18 protein-coding genes and 1 tRNA gene are annotated in these 21,670 nt (G+C 61.6%); 9 read left to right on the top strand and 10 right to left on the bottom strand.

All coding sequences use genetic code 11. From position 1 onward, the window contains the following. Positions 1-222: 222 nt before the first annotated feature. Entirely contained in the window at positions 223-1,410 is a 1,188-nt protein-coding gene (locus QX039_RS21405; protein ID WP_409998880.1) for a DUF932 domain-containing protein, read from the bottom strand. Between the two features lie 730 nt (positions 1,411-2,140). Between QX039_RS21405 and QX039_RS21400 the strand changes: the two genes are divergently transcribed. Genes QX039_RS21400 through QX039_RS21380 form a run of 5 tightly spaced genes read left to right on the top strand, consistent with a single transcriptional unit; the run spans position 2,141 to position 9,839 of the window. Beyond that, complete coding sequence (locus QX039_RS21400; RefSeq protein WP_315772297.1) at positions 2,141-3,058, top strand: restriction endonuclease; 918 nt, start codon at positions 2,141-2,143, stop codon at positions 3,056-3,058. A gap of 3 nt (positions 3,059-3,061) precedes the next feature. Beyond that, positions 3,062-4,726 (top strand): class I SAM-dependent DNA methyltransferase, encoded by a 1,665-nt coding sequence (locus QX039_RS21395; RefSeq protein WP_315772295.1) that lies wholly within the window; start codon positions 3,062-3,064, stop codon positions 4,724-4,726. Continuing rightward, positions 4,716-6,059 (top strand): restriction endonuclease subunit S, encoded by a 1,344-nt coding sequence (locus QX039_RS21390; protein ID WP_315772293.1) that lies wholly within the window; start codon positions 4,716-4,718, stop codon positions 6,057-6,059. Before QX039_RS21395 ends, QX039_RS21390 begins: the two co-directional genes overlap by 11 nt. Beyond that, the gene (locus QX039_RS21385) at positions 6,049-6,759 is read left to right on the top strand and encodes an abortive infection family protein (protein ID WP_315772291.1); all 711 of its coding nucleotides are present in this window, start codon (positions 6,049-6,051) and stop codon (positions 6,757-6,759) included. The genes QX039_RS21390 and QX039_RS21385 overlap by 11 nt, the downstream gene beginning before the upstream one ends. Continuing rightward, the gene (locus QX039_RS21380; RefSeq protein WP_315772290.1) at positions 6,756-9,839 is read left to right on the top strand and encodes a type I restriction endonuclease subunit R; all 3,084 of its coding nucleotides are present in this window, start codon (positions 6,756-6,758) and stop codon (positions 9,837-9,839) included. Before QX039_RS21385 ends, QX039_RS21380 begins: the two co-directional genes overlap by 4 nt. Before the next feature lie 639 nt (positions 9,840-10,478). On the opposite strand, the gene QX039_RS21375 is transcribed toward QX039_RS21380, so the two are convergent. Both QX039_RS21375 and QX039_RS21370 read right to left on the bottom strand, forming a co-directional pair. Then, positions 10,479-10,553 (bottom strand) — tRNA-Glu (locus tag QX039_RS21375). A 406-nt stretch (positions 10,554-10,959) separates the two neighbouring features. Continuing rightward, a complete protein-coding gene (locus QX039_RS21370; RefSeq protein WP_315736289.1) occupies positions 10,960-11,298 on the bottom strand; it encodes a hypothetical protein in 339 nt (112 codons plus the stop codon). Between the two features lie 31 nt (positions 11,299-11,329). Here QX039_RS21370 and QX039_RS21365 point away from each other — a divergent pair, with 31 nt between their 5' ends. Both QX039_RS21365 and rpoH read left to right on the top strand, forming a co-directional pair. Continuing rightward, positions 11,330-12,310, top strand: a complete 981-nt coding sequence (locus QX039_RS21365) for an RluA family pseudouridine synthase (RefSeq protein ID WP_315737034.1) — start codon at positions 11,330-11,332, stop codon at positions 12,308-12,310. Positions 12,311-12,529: 219 nt separating this feature from the next. Next, the gene (gene rpoH / locus QX039_RS21360; RefSeq protein ID WP_315737032.1) at positions 12,530-13,429 is read left to right on the top strand and encodes an RNA polymerase sigma factor RpoH; all 900 of its coding nucleotides are present in this window, start codon (positions 12,530-12,532) and stop codon (positions 13,427-13,429) included. Positions 13,430-13,521: 92 nt separating this feature from the next. Here rpoH and QX039_RS21355 read toward each other — a convergent pair whose 3' ends face one another. Next, complete coding sequence (locus QX039_RS21355) at positions 13,522-14,145, bottom strand: peptidoglycan recognition family protein (protein ID WP_315772289.1); 624 nt, start codon at positions 14,143-14,145, stop codon at positions 13,522-13,524. 21 nt (positions 14,146-14,166) lie between these two features. Then, positions 14,167-15,402: a GGDEF domain-containing protein gene (locus QX039_RS21350; RefSeq protein ID WP_315772287.1), complete on the bottom strand. Its 1,236-nt coding sequence runs from the start codon at positions 15,400-15,402 to the stop codon at positions 14,167-14,169. 227 nt (positions 15,403-15,629) lie between these two features. Between QX039_RS21350 and QX039_RS21345 the strand changes: the two genes are divergently transcribed. After that, positions 15,630-15,857 carry a hypothetical protein gene (locus tag QX039_RS21345; RefSeq protein WP_315772285.1) on the top strand — a complete coding sequence of 76 codons (228 nt, stop codon included), beginning with the start codon at positions 15,630-15,632 and terminating at the stop codon, positions 15,855-15,857. A 136-nt stretch (positions 15,858-15,993) separates the two neighbouring features. On the opposite strand, the gene QX039_RS21340 is transcribed toward QX039_RS21345, so the two are convergent. Next, positions 15,994-16,383 carry a response regulator gene (locus QX039_RS21340; protein ID WP_315772284.1) on the bottom strand — a complete coding sequence of 130 codons (390 nt, stop codon included), beginning with the start codon at positions 16,381-16,383 and terminating at the stop codon, positions 15,994-15,996. 151 nt (positions 16,384-16,534) lie between these two features. Here QX039_RS21340 and QX039_RS21335 point away from each other — a divergent pair, with 151 nt between their 5' ends. Continuing rightward, on the top strand, positions 16,535-17,374 hold the full coding sequence (locus QX039_RS21335) for an SDR family oxidoreductase (RefSeq protein WP_315772282.1): 840 nt from the start codon (positions 16,535-16,537) through the stop codon (positions 17,372-17,374). A gap of 160 nt (positions 17,375-17,534) precedes the next feature. Here the strand turns inward: QX039_RS21335 and QX039_RS21330 are convergent, their stop codons facing one another. The 4 genes from QX039_RS21330 to QX039_RS21315 form a co-directional block, all read right to left on the bottom strand. Then, positions 17,535-19,502: a methyl-accepting chemotaxis protein gene (locus tag QX039_RS21330; protein ID WP_315772280.1), complete on the bottom strand. Its 1,968-nt coding sequence runs from the start codon at positions 19,500-19,502 to the stop codon at positions 17,535-17,537. A 257-nt stretch (positions 19,503-19,759) separates the two neighbouring features. Further along, complete coding sequence (locus QX039_RS21325) at positions 19,760-20,101, bottom strand: rhodanese-like domain-containing protein (protein WP_315772279.1); 342 nt, start codon at positions 20,099-20,101, stop codon at positions 19,760-19,762. Between the two features lie 49 nt (positions 20,102-20,150). Further along, positions 20,151-20,708, bottom strand: a complete 558-nt coding sequence (locus tag QX039_RS21320; protein ID WP_315772277.1) for a YeeE/YedE thiosulfate transporter family protein — start codon at positions 20,706-20,708, stop codon at positions 20,151-20,153. Positions 20,709-20,718: 10 nt separating this feature from the next. Then, complete coding sequence (locus QX039_RS21315) at positions 20,719-21,261, bottom strand: YeeE/YedE thiosulfate transporter family protein (RefSeq protein WP_315756100.1); 543 nt, start codon at positions 21,259-21,261, stop codon at positions 20,719-20,721. Between the last annotated feature and the right edge of the window lie 409 nt (positions 21,262-21,670).

Raw genomic sequence — 21,670 nt, 5'->3', positions numbered from 1 at the left:
TTGAATGACCGGCTTAAACCAAAAAGGTCGGACAAGCTCGTCCGTCCGCTTGGCAGTCGGAGCGATGATTTGTCGTCGAACTGCGTGCTTTTGCGAGCCGGACCGAAGGCCTAGCGCGTGCACGCGTCAGCGTCGCCGATCTCGCTAGCGGCATCAGCGACGGCGTTCAACTGTGTTGAGAGCGACCGCGCAACCGGTGTCACCCGGTTGCGCGGTTCGGGTTTAGTTGGCGCGTTCCATCAGTCGCCTGGCCTTGTCTTCGAGCTCCAGCCTAACGTCCTGATGAGCCTTGCCGCGCGCAACGGCCGTGATGCCCTGCACAAAGTCAAAGATGGTCTCTGGCTTGCGGTTCTCTTCACCCAAGACCACCTCAATGACCTTCGATGTTTCGGCTTTGGACAAACCGCTCTTGCGCAGAAAACTCTCCCGGTCCTCATCTGTGCGGGCGATGATCCGCTGTCTTGCGGCCGCAATGCCGGCGACGAATGGCGCGGGCGAGGAGTTGGCAAAGTTCGTCAGCGCTGGTGCAGCTTCGTGGGCAAACCGTTGCGCGGCAAACTTCGAATGCCGGATCGTGATCTGCTCGAAATTCTCCACGCCCCACAGATTGCGGTTCATGCAGACGGCGCGGAGATAGAAGCTCGCAATGCCGAGCGTCTTGCTGCCGACCTCGGAGTTCCAGCAATAGAAGCCCCGGAAATAGACATCCGGCGAGCCGTCCGGCAGCCGCCCCGCCTCGATTGGATTGGTATCATCCACCAAAAACAGGAACACGTCGCGATCACTGGCATAGAGCGTGGTCGTGTCCTTGGTCACGTCCACGAACGGATTATGAGTCATGGTTGCCCAGTCCAACACGCCCGGAACTTTCCATCGTGTGTCACCGGCGCCGTTGCCTGCAATCTGCATGACGGCGGCCACCAGTTCGTGATCCCATATACGGCCGTAGTCCGGCCCGGTGACGGCGCGGAGCTCGACCCGGCCGCTGTCGGCTTCCAGGGTCTTGATCAGTTCGGCGCGGTGCGACAGCAACCCATGTTGCAGATTGATAGCTGACAAGGCTGCAGGCAGCTGCCGCAGATAGGCGCTTGGCGCGCCAACCAGCGTGCATAACTGCCCAAAACTCCAATGCGTCGGAGCCACAGGTTCGCCGCGGCCGGGAACGATCAAGGCCAGCCGCTCGGCATTCTCACGGGCAGCTTCGACGCGGATGGACGCGCTTTCCACGGTGCGCACCTCGGCGCACTCTGCCCGGCTGCGCATGGCTTCATAGAGGTCCGGCAGGTTGAGGTAGCGCTCGTCATCGGGACGCACAAACCACTCCGACGACACGCGGCCGATGCGCCGGCCGCGCGATACGTCCACGCAAAAGCCGCCGGAAACAGGCTGCTGGCCTTGCGACAAAGTCATCACTGTCACGATTGTCTTCTCCTTCGGGTTTGAGGTTGAAGCGCAGCGCTGCGCTGCAACCCTGCCCGTCGGCGAGACCTGGGGTAGCAAGGGCAAGGGCGACCGGGAGCGGAGGGGGATCACCCGCCTGACAAGGGCACGCGAGATTCGCGACCGTCTGCACAAGCCGTTCCAGAGCAAGAGTAGTGAGATCAATTGAGAGGCGCGGAAGACCGGGGAGACCGGCCCGGTCGGCACGTCTCGTGCTTAACCCTTGACCGCGCGAGGGCGGAGCCAATAGCAATCCCTTCAACAGAAATGCGCTTTCGACCCTGCATGATGGGCTTTCACGGCCCTGAACTCACGACCGGGTTTTCCGACACCGGCTTCGACCACCGGGCCCCTTCGTCACTTCCCTGGACAGATGAACCAAAGAGCCTAGGAGCGTCTTGAAAACCTGGCTCTCGTGAGGGGCCAAACTCGGAGCGGCTGGAGACCGAATCCGAACTTGTCAACACCGGGTATTCGGTGCTCAATCTATAGTCGCGCAATGTGTATCCAGCGGCTACACTTCCACCATGAAGGATTCGGGTCTTCGCATTCGCATTGAGCGCGAGCTTCGCGAAAAGTTCTTGTCGGCCTGCCGCCAACAGGATCGGCCTGCCGCGCAGGTGATCCGAGAGTTCATGCGCGAATACGTTGCTTCGAACCAAAACGCATCCGTCCCGGCTAGGGAGGGCCGCAAGAGCAAATGATTCCCGATTATCAAACTCTGATGCTTCCAGTCCTCAAGGCTTCCAAAGATGAGGCAGTTCAGACCCAGGCCGTGGTCGCGAGCCTTGCCGTTGAGTTTGGTCTGACCGCCGACGAGCGCGACCACCTTCTGCCAAGCGGGAAGCAGAGGACATTCGACAACCGCATAAATTGGGCGAAATCTTACTTGAAACAAGCGGGGCTTTTGACCTACCCGCGCCGAGGCTTCTTTCTCATTACCGAAGATGGGCGGAAGGTACTTTCCCGGAATCCTGAACGGATCGACGCCGAGTATCTCATGGAGTTCGAGGCTTTTCGGGCTTTTCGCAGCCGGAGGCACGCGGAAGAGGATGAGCCAGCCGCCTCTGATGACGCCACGACCCGCAGCGATACGACGCCGGACGAAACACTCCGGTTGGCGCACCGACAAATCGATGCAGCCCTAGGCGCGGACCTACTTGAACGTGTGCGCGCAGCTACGCCCAAATTTTTTGAGGATCTGATCGTGTCTCTCCTATTGGCGATGGGCTACGGCGGCGCAGCCCAAGACACGACTCGAGCGCTTGGTCGATCTGGAGACAACGGTGTTGACGGCGTTGTCGATCAAGATCCGCTGGGGGTCGATCAGATTTACGTACAGGCGAAGCGCTATGCGCTTGGAAACAACATCTCCGCGGGTGAAATCCGCGACTTCTTTGGCGCGCTGAATCTAAAGAAGGCGCAAAAGGGTATCTTCTTTACAACTTCCTCATTTAGCCCGAGCGCGGTTCAAACCGCCAAGAACCTTAGCACGCGTATCGTCCTAATTGATGGCGAGCAGCTTTCTAACCTAATGGTCAAATACGGGGTGGGATGCCGAACGGAGGAGGTTCTGCACTTGAAGAAGATCGACGACGATTTTTTTGAGGAAGCCTAGTGAATGTCGAGCACCGAAACGTATCCCGATGGAGCGGCGCAGCTCGCCTCCAAAGAGCTGGGTATCAACCCAGAGGAGTTGTGGCAGGCCGCCGACAAGCTGCGCGGTTCGATTGACGCAGCCGAATACAAGCACGTCGTGCTTGGACTGATCTTCCTAAAGTATATCTCTGACGCCTTCGAAACGAGGCGGGCTGAGCTAAAAGCCGAACTGGCCGGGGATGGCATCAAGGGAGGAGAGGCCGAGCGCCTATTGGAAAGCCGAGACGAATATGCAGCAGAAAGCGTCTTCTGGGTACCCCCGGAGGCGCGTTGGGCTGAGATTCAAGCAAAGGGCAAGACGCCCAATATCGGTAAGCTGATCGACGATGCGATGTACGCCATCGAAAAAGACAACGCGAAACTAAAGGGCAAGCTGCCGCGAGACTATGCGCGGCGCGGAATCGCGCCCGAGCGGCTTGGTGGACTGATTGATCAGATCGCCTCAATCGCGGTCGGCACCAAAGAAGCGCAGAAGAAAGATATACTTGGCCGAGTCTATGAATATTTCCTCGGCAAGTTTGCTGCCGCAGAAGGTAAGTTGGGCGGCGAGTTCTTCACGCCCAGCTCTGTTGTGCGGCTTATGGTCGAGATGATCGAGCCCTTCGAGGGGCGCGTTTATGACCCCGCCTGCGGATCGGGCGGCATGTTCGTTCAGTCCGAGCGCTTTGCCGAAGCGCATGGCGGCACCAAGCGCGATCTCTCGGTGTTCGGCCAAGAATCAAACCCGACGACCTGGCGACTAGCGCATATGAACCTCGCTATCCGGGGGATCGAGGCGAACCTTGGCGAACAGCCCGCCGACAGTTTCACGCGCGACCTGCACCCGGATCTCAAGGCCGACTACATTCTCGCAAATCCGCCGTTCAACATTTCGGACTGGTCGGGCGCGCTATTGCGTACCGACGCACGGTGGAAGTTCGGCCCGCCTCCGGTAGGCAACGCCAACTATGCCTGGATACAGCACTTCATCCACCATCTCGCCCCCCCTAACGGCAAGGGCGGAGGCATCGCCGCCTTTGTCATGGCGAACGGCTCGCTGTCCACCACAACGGGCGGTGAAGCAGATATCCGCAAAGCGATCATCGAGGCGGATTTAGTGGACTGCATCATCGCCATGCCTCCCCAGCTTTTCCTCACGACCGGCATTCCCGTCTGCCTCTGGTTCGTAACGCGCGACAAGTCCGGCAAGTATCTCGACAAGGGGCGCGGAGGGCGCGATCGGGCGGGCGAAACGCTCTTTATCGACGCACGCGACATGGGTCAGATGGAAACGCGCACCTTGCGCTTCCTTACGGGCCGCGATCACCCGACTTCACCGCCACCCGCTGACACCGAAATCGGGCGAATTGTATGCACCTACCACGCTTGGCGCGGCGAGAAGGATGCAGGCGGGTATGCCGACATCAAGGGCTTCTGCAAAGCGGCCACACTCGCCGATATTCGCAAATACAATCACGTGTTGACGCCCGGCACCTATGTAGGCAGCGCAGCGCGCACGACGGACAATGAGCCCTTCGACGAAAAGATGGAACGATTGACGGGAGCGCTTGGCGATCAACTTGCTGCGTCTGAGACGTTGACGGCGGAGATCAGGAAAAATCTCGGAGCTCTTGGTTATGAGTTCTGACCGTAACACTTTCACACTGGATGAGGTTTTCGATTTTCGTTCGGGGCTGTCAAAGCCACGAAGCGCCTTTGGTACGGGATATCCATTCCTGACCTTCAAGGATGTATTTTACAACTTCTTTGTGCCGAAGGAGTTGGGCGACCTCGTGCAGTCATCAGACGCCGAGCGCGTGAACGGAGACATTCGACGCGGCGACGTATTTCTCACCCGTACGAGTGAAACGCAGCACGAATTAGGCATGAGCTGTGTTGCCTTGAGTGATGTACCGAATGCTACCTTCAACGGCTTTACCAAGAGACTTCGGCCCAAGCCACATGCCCGCATTGTCCCGGAGTATGTGGGGTATTTCTTCCGCTCCTCAGCATTCAGAGATCGCGTCACGGCAATCTCCACGCTCTCAACAAGGGCAAGTTTGAATGAGGACATGCTTGGCCACTTGGAGATCGTGTTACCGGAACGCGATGTCCAAATTTCCGTAGGAGCTATTCTCAAGTCTCTGGACGACAAGATAGACCTGCTGCGGGAGATGAATCGCACGCTTGACGACATTGCGCGGGCAGTGTTCCGGGCATGGTTCGTCGATTTCGAGCCCGTCCATGCCAAAGCCGCCGGGGCCAAAAGTTTTAGAGGAATGCCACAATGGTTGTTTGATATTCTTCCAAAAACACTTGAGCGTTCCGAGAGCTTGGAAATCCCAAGCGGATGGCGAGTCGACCGCCTCGAAAATCTTGTTTCAACGCCTATCACTCGGGGGCTCGCTCCGAAGTATATTGCAAGTGGTGGCGTGTTGGTGCTCAATCAAAAGTGTGTCCGTGACTGGAATGTTAGCTTTAACCTCGCGCGACGCCACGACCATGTGGCGAAGCCAGCGAAAGGCAAAGTGATAGAGCGGCTCGACATACTTGTGAACTCTACGGGAGTCGGAACTCTTGGAAGAGTGGCTCAGGTTTGCTCAGTTGGCGAAGTCACTACGTTCGACAGCCATCTGTCACTGGTGAGGCCAGATTCGACAAAGATTGAACCTCTATACCTGGGATACGATCTGACCGAGCGACAGCATGAAATTGAACGTCTGGGCCACGGTAGCACCGGTCAAACAGAACTGAGTAGGCAAAAGCTGGGAGAACTAAGAGTCACTGTCCCGCAGGCGGATGCTCAAGTTACATTTGGCAATCTAATTTCGCCCCTTGTCGAGCGGAAAGAGCAGAATCGCCAAGAAAGTGAAACGCTTTTGGCAATCCGCGATGCACTCCTTCCCAAACTGATTTCGGGTGAGCTTGTAGCTCCCAGTTTAAAGGCGCTTGGCATCGAGGCGGTCGGCGATGGCGAATGAGATTTACCAATTTCGTCTAACCGCCTGTCGGGAGCTGATGGATAGCCACCCGGAGTCGCTAGTCATCCGGCAGCAAGTCGAGGCGCTGGAAGACGCGCTACCCGACAAGCCTGGTATTGCCGTTTCCTTCTGCCGGACGCTGATCGAGACCACGTGCAAGACGATTCTGATTGATCGCGGGCTAACGCCCGATCAAGCATGGGAAGCGCCGAAGCTGATCGCGGAGACCACCAAGTTTCTGCATCTTGGCATCCATGATAGCGGGCACACGGACGCCGACTTGCGCGAAGGCGCGGAGAAGTTGGTGCGCGGCGTCAACAGCATTATCGACGGCGTCGTGCAGATCAGAAACGCGCACGGCTCTGCCGCACATGGCTCAGACGCTTACGCTCCCATGTTGGATGCGCGCTATGCTGAGATTTTGGCACGCGCAACCGATGCGGTCGTTGGATTGCTGTTTAAAACACACCTTAACGGCTCCGGCAAAGCGCCATTGACGCGGCTTCGCTACGGCGACCATAAGGATTTTGATGACTGGATTGATAACGAATTCGGACCCTTCGAGGTGCTCGAAACTCCGCTAATTGCGAGCGAAGCGTTGTTCAGGACCGATAACAACGCCTATCGGGCGGCCCTCGTGGCGTTTAGGCAGGAACAGGAGACGGCAGCAGGCACAGGGTCGCAAGGGAGCGGAACATGAACGAAAATATTGTCGAGAAAGCCGCTCTCGGCTGGTTTGAAGCGATTGGGTATCACACGGCGCGCGGCTCCGAAATTTCTCCCGGAGGCTCAAACCCGCTGCGCGAGCGCTATGAAGATGTGGTGCTGATACCCCGTCTCAAAGCAGCGTTGCGCAGATTGAATCCTGCGATGCCGGAAGAAGCCATCGTTCAAGCCGTCACGGTCGTTTCCCGTCCGCCCGAGCCGACACGGGAGCAGAATAACCGCTGGTTCCACAAACTTCTAACTGATGGTGTTCCCGTCGAGTACCGGACGCCGGAAGGCGAAACGCGCGGTGACAATGCAACTCTGATCAACCGTCGCAACTTCTCAGAAAATGATTTCTTAGTTGTTCAGCAACTGACCATCAAGAACGGCGAGATGACTCGCCGGCCCGACGTTATTGCCTTCGTCAACGGATTGCCCATTGCCGTCCTCGAACTGAAAGATCCGACCAATGAGGATGCCACTCTTTGGTCAGCATATGACCAGATTCAAGACTACAAGGCGGCAATCCCGGCCTTGTTCGCCTACAATGAAGTCATTATCATCAGTGATGGCGACCAATCACGGGTTGGCTCGCTCACCTCCGATCAGGACCGCTTTACGCCGTGGCGTTCTATCAAAGACGACCGCTTCCCTGGCGAGCCGACTTTGGAGAATGTCATCGCGGGGCTCTTTCGCCCTGACGCTTTAACGTACTATCTTACGCATTGCATTGTGTTTGAAGAAGACTCCCGCACCGGGCGGATCGCTAAAAAGATCGGCGTATATCATCAGTTCCGCGCGGTTCGGCGCGCCGTGGAGCGAGTAAAATTTGCATTGAAACCTGGCGGCGATGGGCGCGGTGGTGTCGTCTGGCACACCCAAGGCTCAGGCAAGAGCCTAACCATGCTTATGCTTTCAGGCGCACTTGTTGGTGATGAGCAGCTTCAGAACCCGACAATCATTGTCGTGACGGACCGCAATGACCTTGACGGTCAACTCTTCGCCACTTTCGCCGAAGGACGCGCGCTTTTGCGGCAGGACCCTGAGCAAGCCGAAAGCCGAGATGACCTGGCGGCCAAACTCAATCGAGCGTCGGGTGGTGTGATCTTCACGACCATTCAGAAGTTCGAGGAACGCGCTGAAGCTGTGAGCCAACGGACGAACATCGTTGTTCTGGCGGATGAGGCACATCGCAGTCAGTACGGATTTTTAAAAGGCGGCGCCCGCTGGATGCGGGAGAACTTGCCAAACGCGACGTTTGTCGGATTCACCGGTACTCCTATTGAAGGAGATGACCGCTCCACTCGCGGAGTGTTTGGCGAAGATGTCGATATTTACGACATCAAGCAAGCGATCGACGATAACGCGACAGTCCCAATCTACTACGAGATGCAGCTCATTAAACTGCTTCCCGACGAGGCGGGAATATCTGAGGCAGAGCGCCTGATCGCCGAAGCGGCAGAAACCGATGAAGTTGGCACAAAGCAGGATGATATCGCCGTCCCACTTGAGGTGCTGGCGGGATTAACTGAGCGCCTTAAGACACTGGCAAGTCAGATCGTAACGCACTTTGAACGACGCTCCGAGGTCATTGACGGCAAGGCAATGATTGTTTGCATGAGCCGCGACATTTGCATGAACCTCTACGATGCGATTATCGCTTTGCGTCCTAGCTGGCACGCCGAGGAGGATGAGTTAGGCGTCATCAAAGTCATAATGGACGCGAACGTCAGTAAGAAGCGCTCCGGAGAAAGCGATGAGGCTTTTGCCGATCGCAGCGAGCGGACCAAGAGACATGGCCGAACGAAAGCACGCCGCGAGAAAATCGCCAATCGACTCAAGGACAATTCGGACGCGCTCAAGCTCGTTATCGTGTGCGATATGTGGCTCACGGGATTCGACTGCCCTTCACTGCACACAATGTACCTCGACAAGCCGCTTGCCGGGCACAATTTGATGCAAGCAATCGCGCGGGTGAACAGGGTCTTCGGCGACAAACCGGGTGGCGTAGTGGTCGATTTCTTGGGGATCGCCCACCAGCTCCGCGACGCTATTCAGACCTACACCCAAGCAGGTGGAGAAGGGAAACCCGTCGAGCGTATTCAAGAAGAGGCGGTTCCTGTAATGCAGCGCCACGCGGAAGAGCTGGCGGCGTTCTTCAACGGTTTTGATTATGCCACTCGCTTACGCGGTTCCGAGGCGGAGCAACTATCGGTCATAATCGAGGGCGCAAACTATGTTCTTGGTCGGGAAAACGGAAAGAAGCGATTCATGAACATGGTCGCACTTCTTTCTAAGGCGTTTGCATTGGCGGTTCCGCGTCCGGAAACACACGCTGTTCGCGATAGCCTGTCATTCTATCAGAATGTGCGGGCGTCGATCCGAAAGCGTCTAGATGACGAGCCAACCAAAACGCAGAATGCGGGGGCATCGGCTGTTAGACAGGTCATTTCCGGTGCAGTGCACGCTGACGGTGTGATCGACCTTTTTGAAGTGGCAGGCCTGCCAAACACCAATGTGGGCATTCTTTCTGATGATTTCTTGGATCGACTCGCCGCTCTGCCCCAGAAAAATCTCGCTCTCGAAACGCTTAAGAAGCTGTTGAGGGACCAGATTAGGAGCCGGGAGCGGGTCAATATCATACAGTCTCGGACATTTCGGGAATCGCTAGAAGCAGTACTCACGCGATACTCGAACCGTGCGATTTCGACGGCTCAGGTCATTGAGGAACTGATTGGACTTGCGAGGACTGTCACTTCCGCAATCGAGGAAGGGCGAGAAACCGGGCTCAGCGAGGAGGAAGTAGCTTTTTATCAGGCTCTTGCTGACAACTCATCGGCGCGTGAAGTGCTGAAGGACGATACTCTTCGTATTATCGCTCGGGAGCTCGCTGATAGCATCAAGCGGAAGGCGACGTTGGACTGGACGCAGCGGGACGCCGTTCGCGCGGACATGCGTAGAACCGTTAGACGCCTTCTCACCAAATACGGCTATCCTCCCGATGCTCAAGAGGCCGCTACTCATTTGGTCATCCAACAGGCCGAACTGATGGCAGAAAATCAGATCAGGTAAGTTTCAGCGATGGAATGGCTTTCCGCGAAGGCCTTGTCTACGCAAGCGCGAGGCACCAAAGCGTATTTCTGAATGGACCATTGTTCGAGGTCTGTGCGCGGTCATCGCTCGCCACTCTCGGCAAGCGCCAAGGCTTCGGCAACAACCGAACTCAAGGGCCAATACACGATACCGCGACCACAGTGCCCGCATGATAGGCCGATCGGCTCGTCCGGAGCCGGATATACCCGGTGACCCACCACCGCTGTTACGCCATTACGCCAGTTCACGGGAGGCCTCAGGAAGTGCCCTCATTGCCGTGTTGCGATTCGATCCTGGAGCGGCGCTGACTCGACTTCCGGCAGATGTACGGAGCGCCATGGGCATCACGACCCGCGCGGAAACCTGCCGCCCTTTGCAAAACAGATTGAGCCTGTCGAACTCTATCGTGAAGGGCACGGTCGGCCACTCGGAAGCGCCGCCGCGAAGGGGAAGCTGGATGCCAAGTCTAGCCCTGACCTTGATCCGAAGATTGGCGCCGGCGCACGGCCACCTGTCTTGAGGACAGATTTGCCTTCGCATGTCCGCTGCAGTCCGGGAACGCTTATTCGACAGATATTCGACGAGTTTCGCCGAAAATGGCTAAGCCATTGATTTTATTGGCGCTCCCTAGGGGAATCGAACCCCTGTTTCAGCCTTGAGAGGGCCGCGTCCTAACCGCTAGACGAAGGGAGCGTGAGGTGAACCGCATAGCCTCGAAATCGCCGCGCCGCAAGACGGGGGATGGGAAATTTCGTGGGGTGAGTGCCTCGAGGGTCTTTCCCTGTGGGGACCCCCACCCCCGACCCCTCCCCGCAAGGGGGAGGGGAGTGGACTGCCCGGGTGGCGAAGGGATCGGCCATCATAGGATGGAAACAGCCGGCCAAGGCGGCGGTGGGCTCCCTCTCCCGCTTGCGGGGGAGGGTTGGGGTGGGGGCGCTGCCGGCGCCGGTGCCAATGGAGAGAGTTCCCCCACCCGCATCGCATCTTCGATGCGATGCGACCTCCCCCGCAGGCGGGGGAGGCGCTGACCGCCCGAGTCGGCAGAGATGGGGCAGCAACGCAATAATGGCTGGCGTCCGGGCGAAACCGCCCCTGCCCCTTACGGCTCCACCGCGAAGCGGAGGCGGCCGGTGGGTTTCAGGGACTTGGCGTCGAAGGTGCGGATCTCGGTGGCGCCGCCGACATCCAGCGTCACGGCCAAGCGGTCGCCGGCGGTGCCGGTGGCGACGATGCGGGCGCCCTTGGGCAGCATGGCGGTGAGGTCGGGGCCCGAAGCTGTGCTTCCATCGCCGCGGAAAAGGCGGTAGCCGATGGCGACCAGAAGCACTGCGATCGCGATCGAGGTGGTCACGCCCGCGATCATCATCATGCGCCGCAGCCGCGCCATCAGCTGGGCCTGCTCGGGCGATGACGGCTCGGGCGCAACGGTGGAATTCATGGACATCTCGACTTCACAATCCCACGGTCTGATGACGGTCACGGTCGCCGGCGACGAAGGCTCGCCACGGCTCGATCGCGTGCTCGCGGTCCGGCTGCCGGAGCTGTCGCGGTCGCGGCTGAAGGCGCTGATCCTGGCCGGTCAGGTCAGCCTCCGCGCCGAGGCGGTGCGGGACCCCGCTTATCACGTCACAGCCGGCGACACGATCACAATCGACGTGCCGGAAGCGGTGCCGGCCGAGCCGGCGGCCGAGGCGATCCCACTGAAAATCATCTACGAGGACGACGACATCGTCGTCATCGACAAGCCGGCCGGCCTTGTAGTGCACCCCGCCGCAGGGCACGAGACCGGCACCCTGGTGAACGCGCTGATCGCGCATTGCGGCGCCAGTCTTTCCGGGATCGGCGGCGTCAAGCGCCCCGGCATCGTGCACCGGCTGGACAAGGACACCACCGGGCTGATGGTGATCGCGAAGAACGATCGGGCGCACGCCTCGCTCAGCGCGCAGTTCGCCGATCACGGCCGCACCGGCGCGATGGAGCGCGGCTATCTGGCGTTCGCCTGGGGCGTGCCGCACCGGCCGCATGGCACCATCAACGCAGCCATCGACCGGCATCCGCATGCCCGCGACAAGATGGCGGTGCGGCCCAAAGGCCGCGAGGCCATCACCCATTACGAGGTGCAGGAGAGCTTTCTTGGCCGCGACGGCAAGCCGGTGGCGTCGCTGATCGCGTGCCATCTCGAGACCGGGCGCACCCACCAGATCCGGGTGCATCTGGCTCACCTCGGCCATCCGCTGCTCGGCGATGCCGTCTATGGCCCGCATTTCAAGACCAAGGCGAACCAGCTCGCGTCGGCCGCGCGGGACGCGCTCGAGGCGCTCGGACGGCAGGCGCTGCACGCCTATCTGCTGGTCATCGAGCACCCGCGGACGGGAGAAATAATGCACTGGGAATCGGAGCTGCCGGAGGATCTCATGCTGTTGAGGAGCGCCCTGCGAGCGGCGCTATGACGCAGCGCCTTCAGAAAAACGCAAGCATGCCAGCAGGTTATGGCAGCCACACGGGGACGTGACCCCCGGAATCCTTCCACCGGGGGGCGAAAATGGTGTATGTTGCGCCTGCGTCGAATGGTCGACGCATGGAACGTCGCAAACCGGCCGGCTTTAACCAAGCGACCGCTTTGCCTGGCCCGCCGCTATCGGGGGCCTGAACCAACTGGAGGGCGCTCGATGGCCCGTACAGCTACACTCCCGGTTCTCAATGGAGAATCCGGACTTTCACGCTACCTCGCCGAGATCCGCAAGTTCCCGATGCTGGAACCGCAGGAGGAGTACATGCTCGCCAAGCGTTGGCGCGAGCATGACGACAGCGACGCAGCACATAAACTCGTGACCAGCCACCTCAGGCTCGTGGCCAAGATCGCCATGGGCTACCGCGGCTACGGCCTGCCGATATCCGAAGTCGTTTCGGAAGGCAATGTCGGCCTGATGCAGGCGGTGAAAAGGTTCGAGCCCGAGAAGGGCTTTCGCCTCGCCACCTACGCCATGTGGTGGATCAAGGCGTCGATACAAGAGTACATCCTGCGTTCCTGGTCGCTCGTGAAGATGGGCACCACCGCGAACCAGAAGAAGCTGTTCTTCAACCTGCGCAAGGCCAAGAGCAAGATCTCCGCGCTGGATGAAGGCGATCTGCATCCGGATCAGGTCAAGCTGATCGCGAAGCGCCTCGGCGTGACCGATCAGGACGTGGTCGACATGAACCGCCGCCTCGGCGGCGACGCCTCGCTGAACGCGCCGATCCGCGACGACGGCGAAGCGGGCGAATGGCAGGACTGGCTGGTCGATACCTCGCCCAACCAGGAAGCCATCATGGCCGAGCACGAGGAATATGACCACCGCAGGCAGGCGCTGAACGGCGCGATCGGCGTGCTCAACGCGCGCGAGCGCCGCATCTTCGAGGCGCGGCGCCTGGCCGACGAGCCGATGACGCTCGAGGACCTCGCCGCCGAGTTCGGCGTGTCGCGGGAGCGCGTGCGCCAGATCGAGGTGCGCGCGTTCGAGAAGGTGCAGTCCGCCGTCAAGGGCGCCATCGCCAAGCAGGAGGCGGCGGCCCTCGAGGCCGCGCATTAGCGGCGCGGCTTGCGGCTTGAAGGTGGTCTTTGGATGCGATCGGAGCCGGCGGAGACGCCGGCTTCTTGTTATGTGATCAGTTTGTTATGTGATCAGTCCGGCGCAGCGCGGGCGAGCCCGGCGAGCGCACAGCCCTCGCAATAGCGGGCATCCTTGTAGTCGATCCAGTTGTGCGCATAGATCCGCTCCCGCGGGATCTGATAGCGCAGCCGGAGCAGCTTCGAGAGAATGCGCCACGCGGCGACCTGGGCTTCGGTGGCGGGCCGGGTGACGTCGGGATAGTTGCCGGCGAACTCCACGCCGATGGAATTGTCGCGGACGACCTTGCGATAGGTCGGGCCGTTGTCGATATAGCGGTTGTCGTTGCGGTTGGCGCCGTCGCCATGCAGCGTCACCAGGGTTTCCGGCACCGCCCAATACACCGTGCCGTCGGTTTCCACCCACAGGGTGACGCCGCGCCGTTTCGGGTTCTTGGCTTGCGCCAGCGCCCCTGATCGCGCCGATCCCGCCGGCCCTTCGGTCTGGTGGACGATGATGTTGGTCCAGGGATGGGCCTGGGCGGGATCGCCCCACGGCGCCAGCCAGACGATCTTCAGACCGGGGATGTCCGGCGTGCCGGACGAGCGGGCGAGCGACGTGAGATCCTCGGCCGAGACCGGCGCAGGAAGAAGAAGCAGCGCGAGCGCTGCGCGGAGGAAGAACAGAACCGGCCTCATGGCCGGCAACGATAGCACCGGCTACCCGGCGGTGGCATCCTGCCGGCGCGGCGGTGCGATGATCGGCTCGATCTGGTCCGGCGCCAATGCCGGCGTCTCATGGTCACCGGCGAAGACGGCATAGCGGTTCTTGCCCTCCTTCTTGGCGGCATAGAGCGCCTGGTCCGCCCGCGCCATCAGCCGGTCGGGGAAGGCGCCGACATCCTCGGTCCATTCGGCGATGCCGATCGAGACCTCGATCGGCACCTCGGCGCCGGCACAGGCCTCCGCATCGTCGCGGCAGACCTGCAGGATGCGCCGCGCGATCATCGCGCCTTCGCGCAGGGCGGACGCCGGCAGCACGATGCAGAATTCGTCGCCGCCGGTGCGCGCCAGCATGTCGCCGGGGCGCAGCCGAGTCTGGGCCATCAGCGTGAAGTGCTGCAGGCAGGCATCGCCGGCGGCATGGCCATAGGTGTCGTTGATGATCTTGAAGCCGTCGAGGTCGATCACCAGCAGCGCGAACGGCCGCCGCGAGCGCTCGGCGCGCGCGCATTCCTCGCTCAGGCGCTGCATCAGGTGACGGCGGTTGGCGACGCCGGTGAGATCGTCGAGCAGCGCGAGATCGGCGACCTCGTTGCGCAGCCGGTCCACCGCCATCAGCAGGAAGCCGAAGTTGAGCGACATCGACAGGAAGATCAGCAGCAGCACCGCGGCGGCCTGGCCGCTGGTGGAGTGGCTGAAATTGAAATCGGCGCCGACGAACGCCCCGATCGACCGCGCGGCAAACACCGCGATGATCAGAACCGACAGCAGGCCGGCCAGCCGCGCTCCCGGATTGACGGGCCCGCGCCTCGCATCCAGCACCAGCCGCGCGATGATCGCCATGGGGACCGCCTGCCCGATCGAGTAGCACAGGATCCTCAGCGGGCCGTGGTCGTACACGTATTGAAAGAATGCGATCGACGCACAGGTCATCGCGACGACGATCAAGCTCAGCCGCCACGACGCCCTGTAGCCATAGAAGCGCTCGACGCCCATCGCCGCGAGGCAGATCGCGAAGGTCATCAGCGAGCCGCCGGCCAGCAGCGGAACGAACGAGCCGAAATAGAACCGCGTCAGCGCGAACGTCGCCGCCGGCGCGCACATGAACGCAGACGCCGTCCAGTACCGCGCCGAATCCAGATTGGGATAGCTGCGCATCACGTAGGCCCAGATCAGGCCCAGCGCGAGGAAATTGACCACGAAGGCGGTCCATAGCGTCGGAACGTTCAGCATCCCGACAGCAGGACGCCGCAGCTCCTGTCCTCGATGTTCAATAGCGCCGCGCTCATGAGCTACCCTGTTGTTCGCGGCAACATGGGCGCGGCGCAGTTAACGGTTCCTCAAGGTCGCAACCAAGATTGCGCCTTGGTTTTGAATCAATGAAGACACCTTTTACGATCCGCTAACCTTGTCACGACCTGCGTGCCAACGGCGCAACTGGCCGGTGAATGCATCGAGCTGTGGATAAGCGCAACCGTGCTGGTGACAGCGTGAGGCAGAGCTTCGCGAATCTGCTGGGATCGACACCCGAGGCTGATGCATGGCTGGCGTGCGCCAGCGAAGCCTCGAAGTCGCGTTGCAATCCATCAACTCCTGACGAGGATGCCATGGCGAAGAAGGCGAAGAAGGCCGCGAAGGCCACCAAGAAAGCTGCGAAGAAGACCAAGAAGGCTGCCAAGAAGAAGTAGTTGCACTTCCCGGGTGGGAGCGCGGCTTCCACCCGGCTCTCAGTCGACTCGGCCGCTAGCCGGTCCCACGTCTCCACCGGTCGACATTTGCCACGCATCACCCTTTGAGCGACGCTGGCGGAGCAAGACCTTGGCCTCACCCGATATCGGGCGCGCGCTCGAGCGTCACCTCGGCTTCGCGCAGCACGTCGAGCGGCGCCCACGGCTTGCTCCAGAACTTCGTGCCGCCCGGCAGCGGCTGCGACAACGGCCGGCCAGAAGTGACGACCACATTGATGTGGGGGTGACGCGCCTTGGCGAGATGGGCAAGCTCAACCCCGTTCATGCGGCCCGCCAGACTGACGTCGGTCATCAGCAGCACGATGCGATGACCCGGCTTGTTCAGGACCAGTTCGGCGGCCTCCGCGCTCTCACACGCGATCACGTCGTACTCGCTCTCTTCGAGCAGCAGCGTGATCATCTCGCGCTGCGCCAGATCGTCTTCCACGATCAGTGCGGTGGCGCGAAAGGGTTGCGACTGTCCCATGCAGGTCCTCCACGAATGTGTGCTCGTAAAGTAATGTGAGTTAAAAGCTGAACGGCCGGATGGTTCGGTTCCAATCAGAAAAAGTGGCAGAAAACCCAGCTGCAATTGGAACAGGCACGTAGATCCGGTCGATCAGGGGAGTGAAGCGACAATGACGATCATTCGAGGCGCATCTGCCGCCGTGACAGGCGCAGCCAGCGGCATCGGCCGTGGGCTGGCGCAGGAGCTGGCGGCGCGCGGTTGCGATCTCGCGCTCGCCGACCGCGACGAGGCGGGCCTCGCAAGCCTCGCCGCCGAGCTCGCCGCGAGCGGCCGCAAGGTGACCACGCACCGGCTGGACGTCAGCGATGTCGCTGCAGTCACCCAGTTCGCCGAGGACGCGACCCGCGCGCATCCCGACCTCAACATCATCGTCAACAATGCCGGCGTGGCACTGTTCGGCAGCTTCGCCGAGATCGATCAGGCGGAGATGGAGTGGCTGTTCAACATCAATTTCTGGGGCGTCGTGCACGGCACGCGCGCGTTCCTGCCGCATCTTTCGCGCCAGCGCGAAGCGCATGTCGTCAACCTGTCCTCGATCTTCGGCATCATCGCTCCGCCCGGCCAATCGGCCTACGCCGCGGCAAAGTTCGCGGTGCGGGGATTTTCCGAGAGCCTGCGTCACGAACTCACAGCCGCCGGCAGTCCCGTGCGGCTGTCGGTCGTGCATCCCGGCGGCATCGCCACGGCGATTGCGCGCAATGCCCGCGCCGGCCAGGGCATGACCGACAATGCGCGCCGCGTGCAGGCCATCGAACGGTTCGAGCGGCTCGCCAGGACCAGCCCGCGCGATGCCGCGTTGCGGATCATCGAGGGCGTCGAGCGCAATGAGCCCCGCATCCTGATCGGCGGCGATGCGCGCTTCATGGATCTCCTGCAGCGGTTCATGCCGGGCACCTATTGGCGCGTGATGGCGAAGCGGCTCGAGAAGGCGGCCGCGAAGCAGGCGTGAGCCACGGGACAGGAGGCGCCGCCCCGCCTCGCGCTCTCGAGACCACGGCACCAGGACACAGCTCATGCCGGTCGGACACGGGGAATCACCCCCGTGGCGGATACGGCCGGGGCGATGGGCGTGTCGGCGAGCTTGATACTTCAAGCCACCCAACGACCGGTCAGGCCGCTCTGATATGGGCCAGGAACTGGTTGACCTCGCTGCGCAGCCGGGTCGACTGCTGCGCGAGCTCGCCGGCCGCCGACAGCACCTCGTTGGCGGCGTGGCCGGTCTGCACGACCCCGGACGTGACGCCCGCGATGTTGCGCGTGACGTCCTGGGTCTTGCCGGCGACGACGATCACATTGCCGGCGATCTCGCGGGTCGCGGCGTCCTGCTGCGCGATCGATGAGGCGATGATGGTCGAGATCTCGTCGACCTCCTGGATCGTGGTGCAGATCATGCCGATGCTCTGGACCGCGGCGGCGGTTTCGGCCTGAACCGCGGCGATCTGAGCACCAATCTCTTCGGTCGCCTTGGCCGTCTGGGTCGCCAGTGTCTTGACCTCGCTGGCGACGACGGCGAATCCCCTGCCCGACTCGCCGGCGCGCGCGGCCTCGATCGTCGCATTCAGCGCCAGCAGATTGGTCTGGCTGGCGATCTGGTTGATGAGTGCGACGACCTCGCTGATCTTGCTGGCGGCAACGTTGAGCCGCTGCACCTTGTCGTTGGATTGCTGCCCTTCGTCCGCGGCCTTGCGAACCACGGACGATGCACGCTCGAGCGTCTTGCTGATCTCGTTCATCGAGGATGACAGCTCTTCGGCCGCCGAGGCAACGGTGTTGACATTGTCCGATGCGGAGCCGCACGCCTGCGACACCGTCAGGGCCTGCTGCTTCGATTGATCGATCGTCACCGACATCGAACGAGCGGTCGCCTCCATTTCAATGGCCGCAGCCGACACTGCGTCGACAACGCCGCGGACGCTGGCCTCAAAGCCATCGGCCACCTCCATCAGCATGCGGCGCCGGTCCTCCTCGGCACGAGCCTGGGCCTTCTCCTGCTCCGCCTGCAGATCCCTCATCCGGATGGCGTTGTCCCTGAAGACCGAAACGGCGCGCGCCATCTGTCCAACCTCGTCCTTGCGCCAGTCGGCCGGGACGCTGACGTCCAGGTTGCCATCGGCGAGCTCGCGCATGGCGCTCGTCATCTGGACGATCGGGCGGGAGATGCTGCGCGCGATCAACAGCCCGGCGAGCGCGATCAGCACGAGGCCGGCCAGCGTCATCCCGATCGCCAACGCCCCGGCGCGATTGCGAGCCTGGATGAACTCGCTGTTGTCCATGATGATCTCGACGGCGCCGATCGGCTTGCCGGAGAAATCCTTGATCGGGCCCAGCAGCGCGACCACCGGAACGCCTTTGAGCTGTCCTTGGCGCGACAGGAAGCTGCCGGCCGATGCCTCCCGATAGTCGCCGCTTGCGAAGAAGGAGGTCTCCCCGATCGTTGTCGCGAACAGCTTGAAGCCGTTGTCGCCAGCCAGGCGGAACGCGACGTCGACATTCCGGCTGCGCTTGAACTCGTCGAAGAAGTTTTGGCCAAAGGTCAGGCCGAACTCGACCGAGCCCAGATGTTTGCCGGCGGAAACGATCGGTACGACGCCGCGGAGGCCGAGGCCGGCAACGCCGCCCTCCAGCCCGACGATCGGCTTGCGGTCGGTGTTGGCGGCCACCACCGTCTTGCGGAAGCCCGACAGATCGTCGCCGAACTTGGCCGGCTGGTGCACGCGCAGGAAGGACATCGCCGGCGGCGTGTGAAACTGAAACTGGTCGACACCGTAATCGGACTTCATGCTGGCCATGCCCGCGCCGAACAGCCGCATCAAGGCGTCGCGGTCGTTCTGCGCCATGGCGTCCTGGACGGCGGGGATCTTGGCGACCACCGCGCTCATGGCTTCCGCGCGGGTCGACTCCAGCTGCAGGCGCGAATTGAAGGCGTCATATTGGGCGTGGAGCTCGCGCTCATTGGCGCGGTCGATGATGCCGCCGATGATCCACATGGCGACCAGCAGCACGAAGAGGGCCGTCGCGGCCGCGCCGATCACCAGAGAAAGGGTGATCCGGGTTCTCAAGCCAACAAGCTTCAACATGCAATCCTCGAACGTCGACCGGTGTTCGAGTATTGCAGCGTTGCAACTAATTATTCCTGAACGAGTCAACCAATGGAGTGGACCAACAACAAATTAGCTGCTGCGGGCGAGAACGGCTATCGAAGCTTTCCGCCGCACACTTTACTCTTAACCTGCCGCAACCCACGCTGGTTGCAGGTCATTTCATCTCAACCAGAACAGATCCGTTCGGAACGTCCTGACAGAGCAGAAGGTCGGATCTGTCGGACAGGGCGCGTTCAGGCGACAGGACCGCCGCGCGCCCGCCAGCGGCTCATGCCGCCGGCATAGTGGCGGATATCCTGCCGCCCCGCCGACAGCGCCCGCCGCAGCGCGGTGGCCGAGCGGCCGCCAGCCTGACAGATCAGAACCACCGGCTTGTCGTGCACGAGGTCGCCCGGGTCGAAACGCGACAGCGGGTGATTGACGGCGCCGGGAATGTGTCCGCCCTTGAACTCATGCGGCTCGCGCACGTCGACGATGACGCAGCTCCGCTGCTGATGCGCCCGCACCAGCTCGTCATGCTCGATCGCCGGCACACTCGTCGATCCGGTCAGCTTGCTGAACAGTCCTGATAGCATAGGAGGAACCTCTCGCTGATTGACATAGGGGGCACTCAGGCGACTCCGCCTACCCCTGTGTCCGCTTCGCCTTGGCCTCGGATGCTTCGACCCAGAAGAAGAACGCACCTGCGCCGATCGCGAGCGCGGCGAACCAGGCGCCATCCGGCACGCCGGTGATGTCGGGCAGCCGCACCTTGCCGAGCGCCCAAACATTCAGGACGTGAGCCTTCACCCAGTCGAAGCTCAGCGCATAGAGGATCGCGCCGACAATCATGCCGAAAGCGCCGACTGCGGCATGCACGCTGCCGCTGGCGATGGCGCCGAGCGCGGTGCCCGGGCAGTAGCCGTAGACCACCATGCCGACGCCGAACAGCGCCGCGCCGAGCGCGACCGCGAGCATGTTGGCGTCCTTGACGTAATATTTGGTGTTGCCGGTATCAACCAGCAGCAGCACGCCGATGCCGCCGACCAAGATCGCCGTGCCCATCACCTTCAGCACGGTGAAGTCGCGCAGCCGGAACTGGTTCTCGATCACGTTGCAGCTCGTGACCTTGCCCTGCTGCAGCAGATAGCCGAACACGGCGCCCATCAGCAGCGGGCCGGCGATGCTCATCAATGACGTCATGGCCATTCTCCTATGCTTTGCGGAACATGACGCGCGACGCCAGAAGGCCGGTCGCGAACATCACGGCGAGGAACAGCCAGCTCGACAGCGCCAATTGCAGACCGCCGGAGATGCCGTGTCCGCTGGTGCAACCGCCGGCCAGACGCGCGCCATACATGATGACGATGCCGCCGAGAAACGCGGCCACGAAGCGCTTGACCACAGACGGGCCAAAGCGCTCCTTCCAGACCTCCGGTACCAGTTCGAGGCGCCACGTGCCGGAGATGATCGCCGACAGGAATGCGCCGAACGGAATGCCGACCAGGAACCAGACGCCATAGTCCCATTTCAACGGCATCGACTTCCAATAGCTGTTGGCGGCGACGGCGTCGGATCCGATCACCGGAGCGGCAAACAGCGATGCGATGCGCGAAAACGCCGTCGTGACGCCGAGCGGGTCGCCGAACCCGGCAAAGGCCACCCAGCTGAGGACGCCGATGCCGGCGCCGACCAGATAGGGCGACCAGTCGATGCGCTTGGACTTGCCCAGATCCTTGACCATGACGTCGTTCATCATTGCCACGACGGGTCCTCCCTGCTGACGCGGCCCAGCGCCGCGACCGACTTACGTTACTATATGCATATATTCGAATTTCTGCAATTATAATTCAGCCGATGCCGACAGGTGAGGTGAAAAGGCGGGGCTCTGCGGCAGCCTGACTGCGAGGAAACAGCGGCACTGACGAACTCGGGGACGGCAGCCCCGAGCAAGCGCGGCGGAGCATGATCCGCCGCGACCCCACGCTCTGTTCATGTCCGCGCGGGCCTCGCAAGCCCATCGTCACCAGGCGACTCGGTAACGCAGCTTGCCGCGGCCGCGCGAAAGATCCTCGAGATGAGGCTCGCAGGCCACCGCAGAAGCGATGGCAGCGTGGCCGGCGCACCTGTCAGCACACCCCGCGGGCCGGCCGAAATGGCGGCGA

The organism is Bradyrhizobium sp. SZCCHNR1043, from assembly GCF_032489675.1.
In the GTDB taxonomy this organism is placed as follows: Bacteria; Pseudomonadota; Alphaproteobacteria; order Rhizobiales; family Xanthobacteraceae; genus Bradyrhizobium.
The sequence above is the reverse complement of the archived record's forward strand: the minus strand, read 5'-3'. Positions and strand labels throughout refer to the sequence as shown.

Coding starts and splice junctions, on each gene's coding strand:
- QX039_RS21390 (WP_315772293.1), top strand. CDS start 4,716: ATGAGTTCTGACCGTAACACTTTCACACTGGATGAGGTTTTCGATTTT.
- QX039_RS21370 (WP_315736289.1), bottom strand. CDS start 11,298: ATGAATTCCACCGTTGCGCCCGAGCCGTCATCGCCCGAGCAGGCCCAG.
- QX039_RS21405 (WP_409998880.1), bottom strand. CDS start 1,410: ATGACTTTGTCGCAAGGCCAGCAGCCTGTTTCCGGCGGCTTTTGCGTG.
- QX039_RS21355 (WP_315772289.1), bottom strand. CDS start 14,145: ATGAGGCCGGTTCTGTTCTTCCTCCGCGCAGCGCTCGCGCTGCTTCTT.
- QX039_RS21395 (WP_315772295.1), top strand. CDS start 3,062: ATGTCGAGCACCGAAACGTATCCCGATGGAGCGGCGCAGCTCGCCTCC.
- QX039_RS21365 (WP_315737034.1), top strand. CDS start 11,330: ATGACGGTCACGGTCGCCGGCGACGAAGGCTCGCCACGGCTCGATCGC.
- QX039_RS21325 (WP_315772279.1), bottom strand. CDS start 20,101: ATGCTATCAGGACTGTTCAGCAAGCTGACCGGATCGACGAGTGTGCCG.
- QX039_RS21320 (WP_315772277.1), bottom strand. CDS start 20,708: ATGACGTCATTGATGAGCATCGCCGGCCCGCTGCTGATGGGCGCCGTG.
- QX039_RS21315 (WP_315756100.1), bottom strand. CDS start 21,261: ATGAACGACGTCATGGTCAAGGATCTGGGCAAGTCCAAGCGCATCGAC.
- QX039_RS21400 (WP_315772297.1), top strand. CDS start 2,141: ATGATTCCCGATTATCAAACTCTGATGCTTCCAGTCCTCAAGGCTTCC.
- QX039_RS21385 (WP_315772291.1), top strand. CDS start 6,049: ATGGCGAATGAGATTTACCAATTTCGTCTAACCGCCTGTCGGGAGCTG.
- QX039_RS21330 (WP_315772280.1), bottom strand. CDS start 19,502: ATGTTGAAGCTTGTTGGCTTGAGAACCCGGATCACCCTTTCTCTGGTG.
- rpoH (WP_315737032.1), top strand. CDS start 12,530: ATGGCCCGTACAGCTACACTCCCGGTTCTCAATGGAGAATCCGGACTT.
- QX039_RS21380 (WP_315772290.1), top strand. CDS start 6,756: ATGAACGAAAATATTGTCGAGAAAGCCGCTCTCGGCTGGTTTGAAGCG.
- QX039_RS21340 (WP_315772284.1), bottom strand. CDS start 16,383: ATGGGACAGTCGCAACCCTTTCGCGCCACCGCACTGATCGTGGAAGAC.
- QX039_RS21350 (WP_315772287.1), bottom strand. CDS start 15,402: ATGCTGAACGTTCCGACGCTATGGACCGCCTTCGTGGTCAATTTCCTC.
- QX039_RS21335 (WP_315772282.1), top strand. CDS start 16,535: ATGACGATCATTCGAGGCGCATCTGCCGCCGTGACAGGCGCAGCCAGC.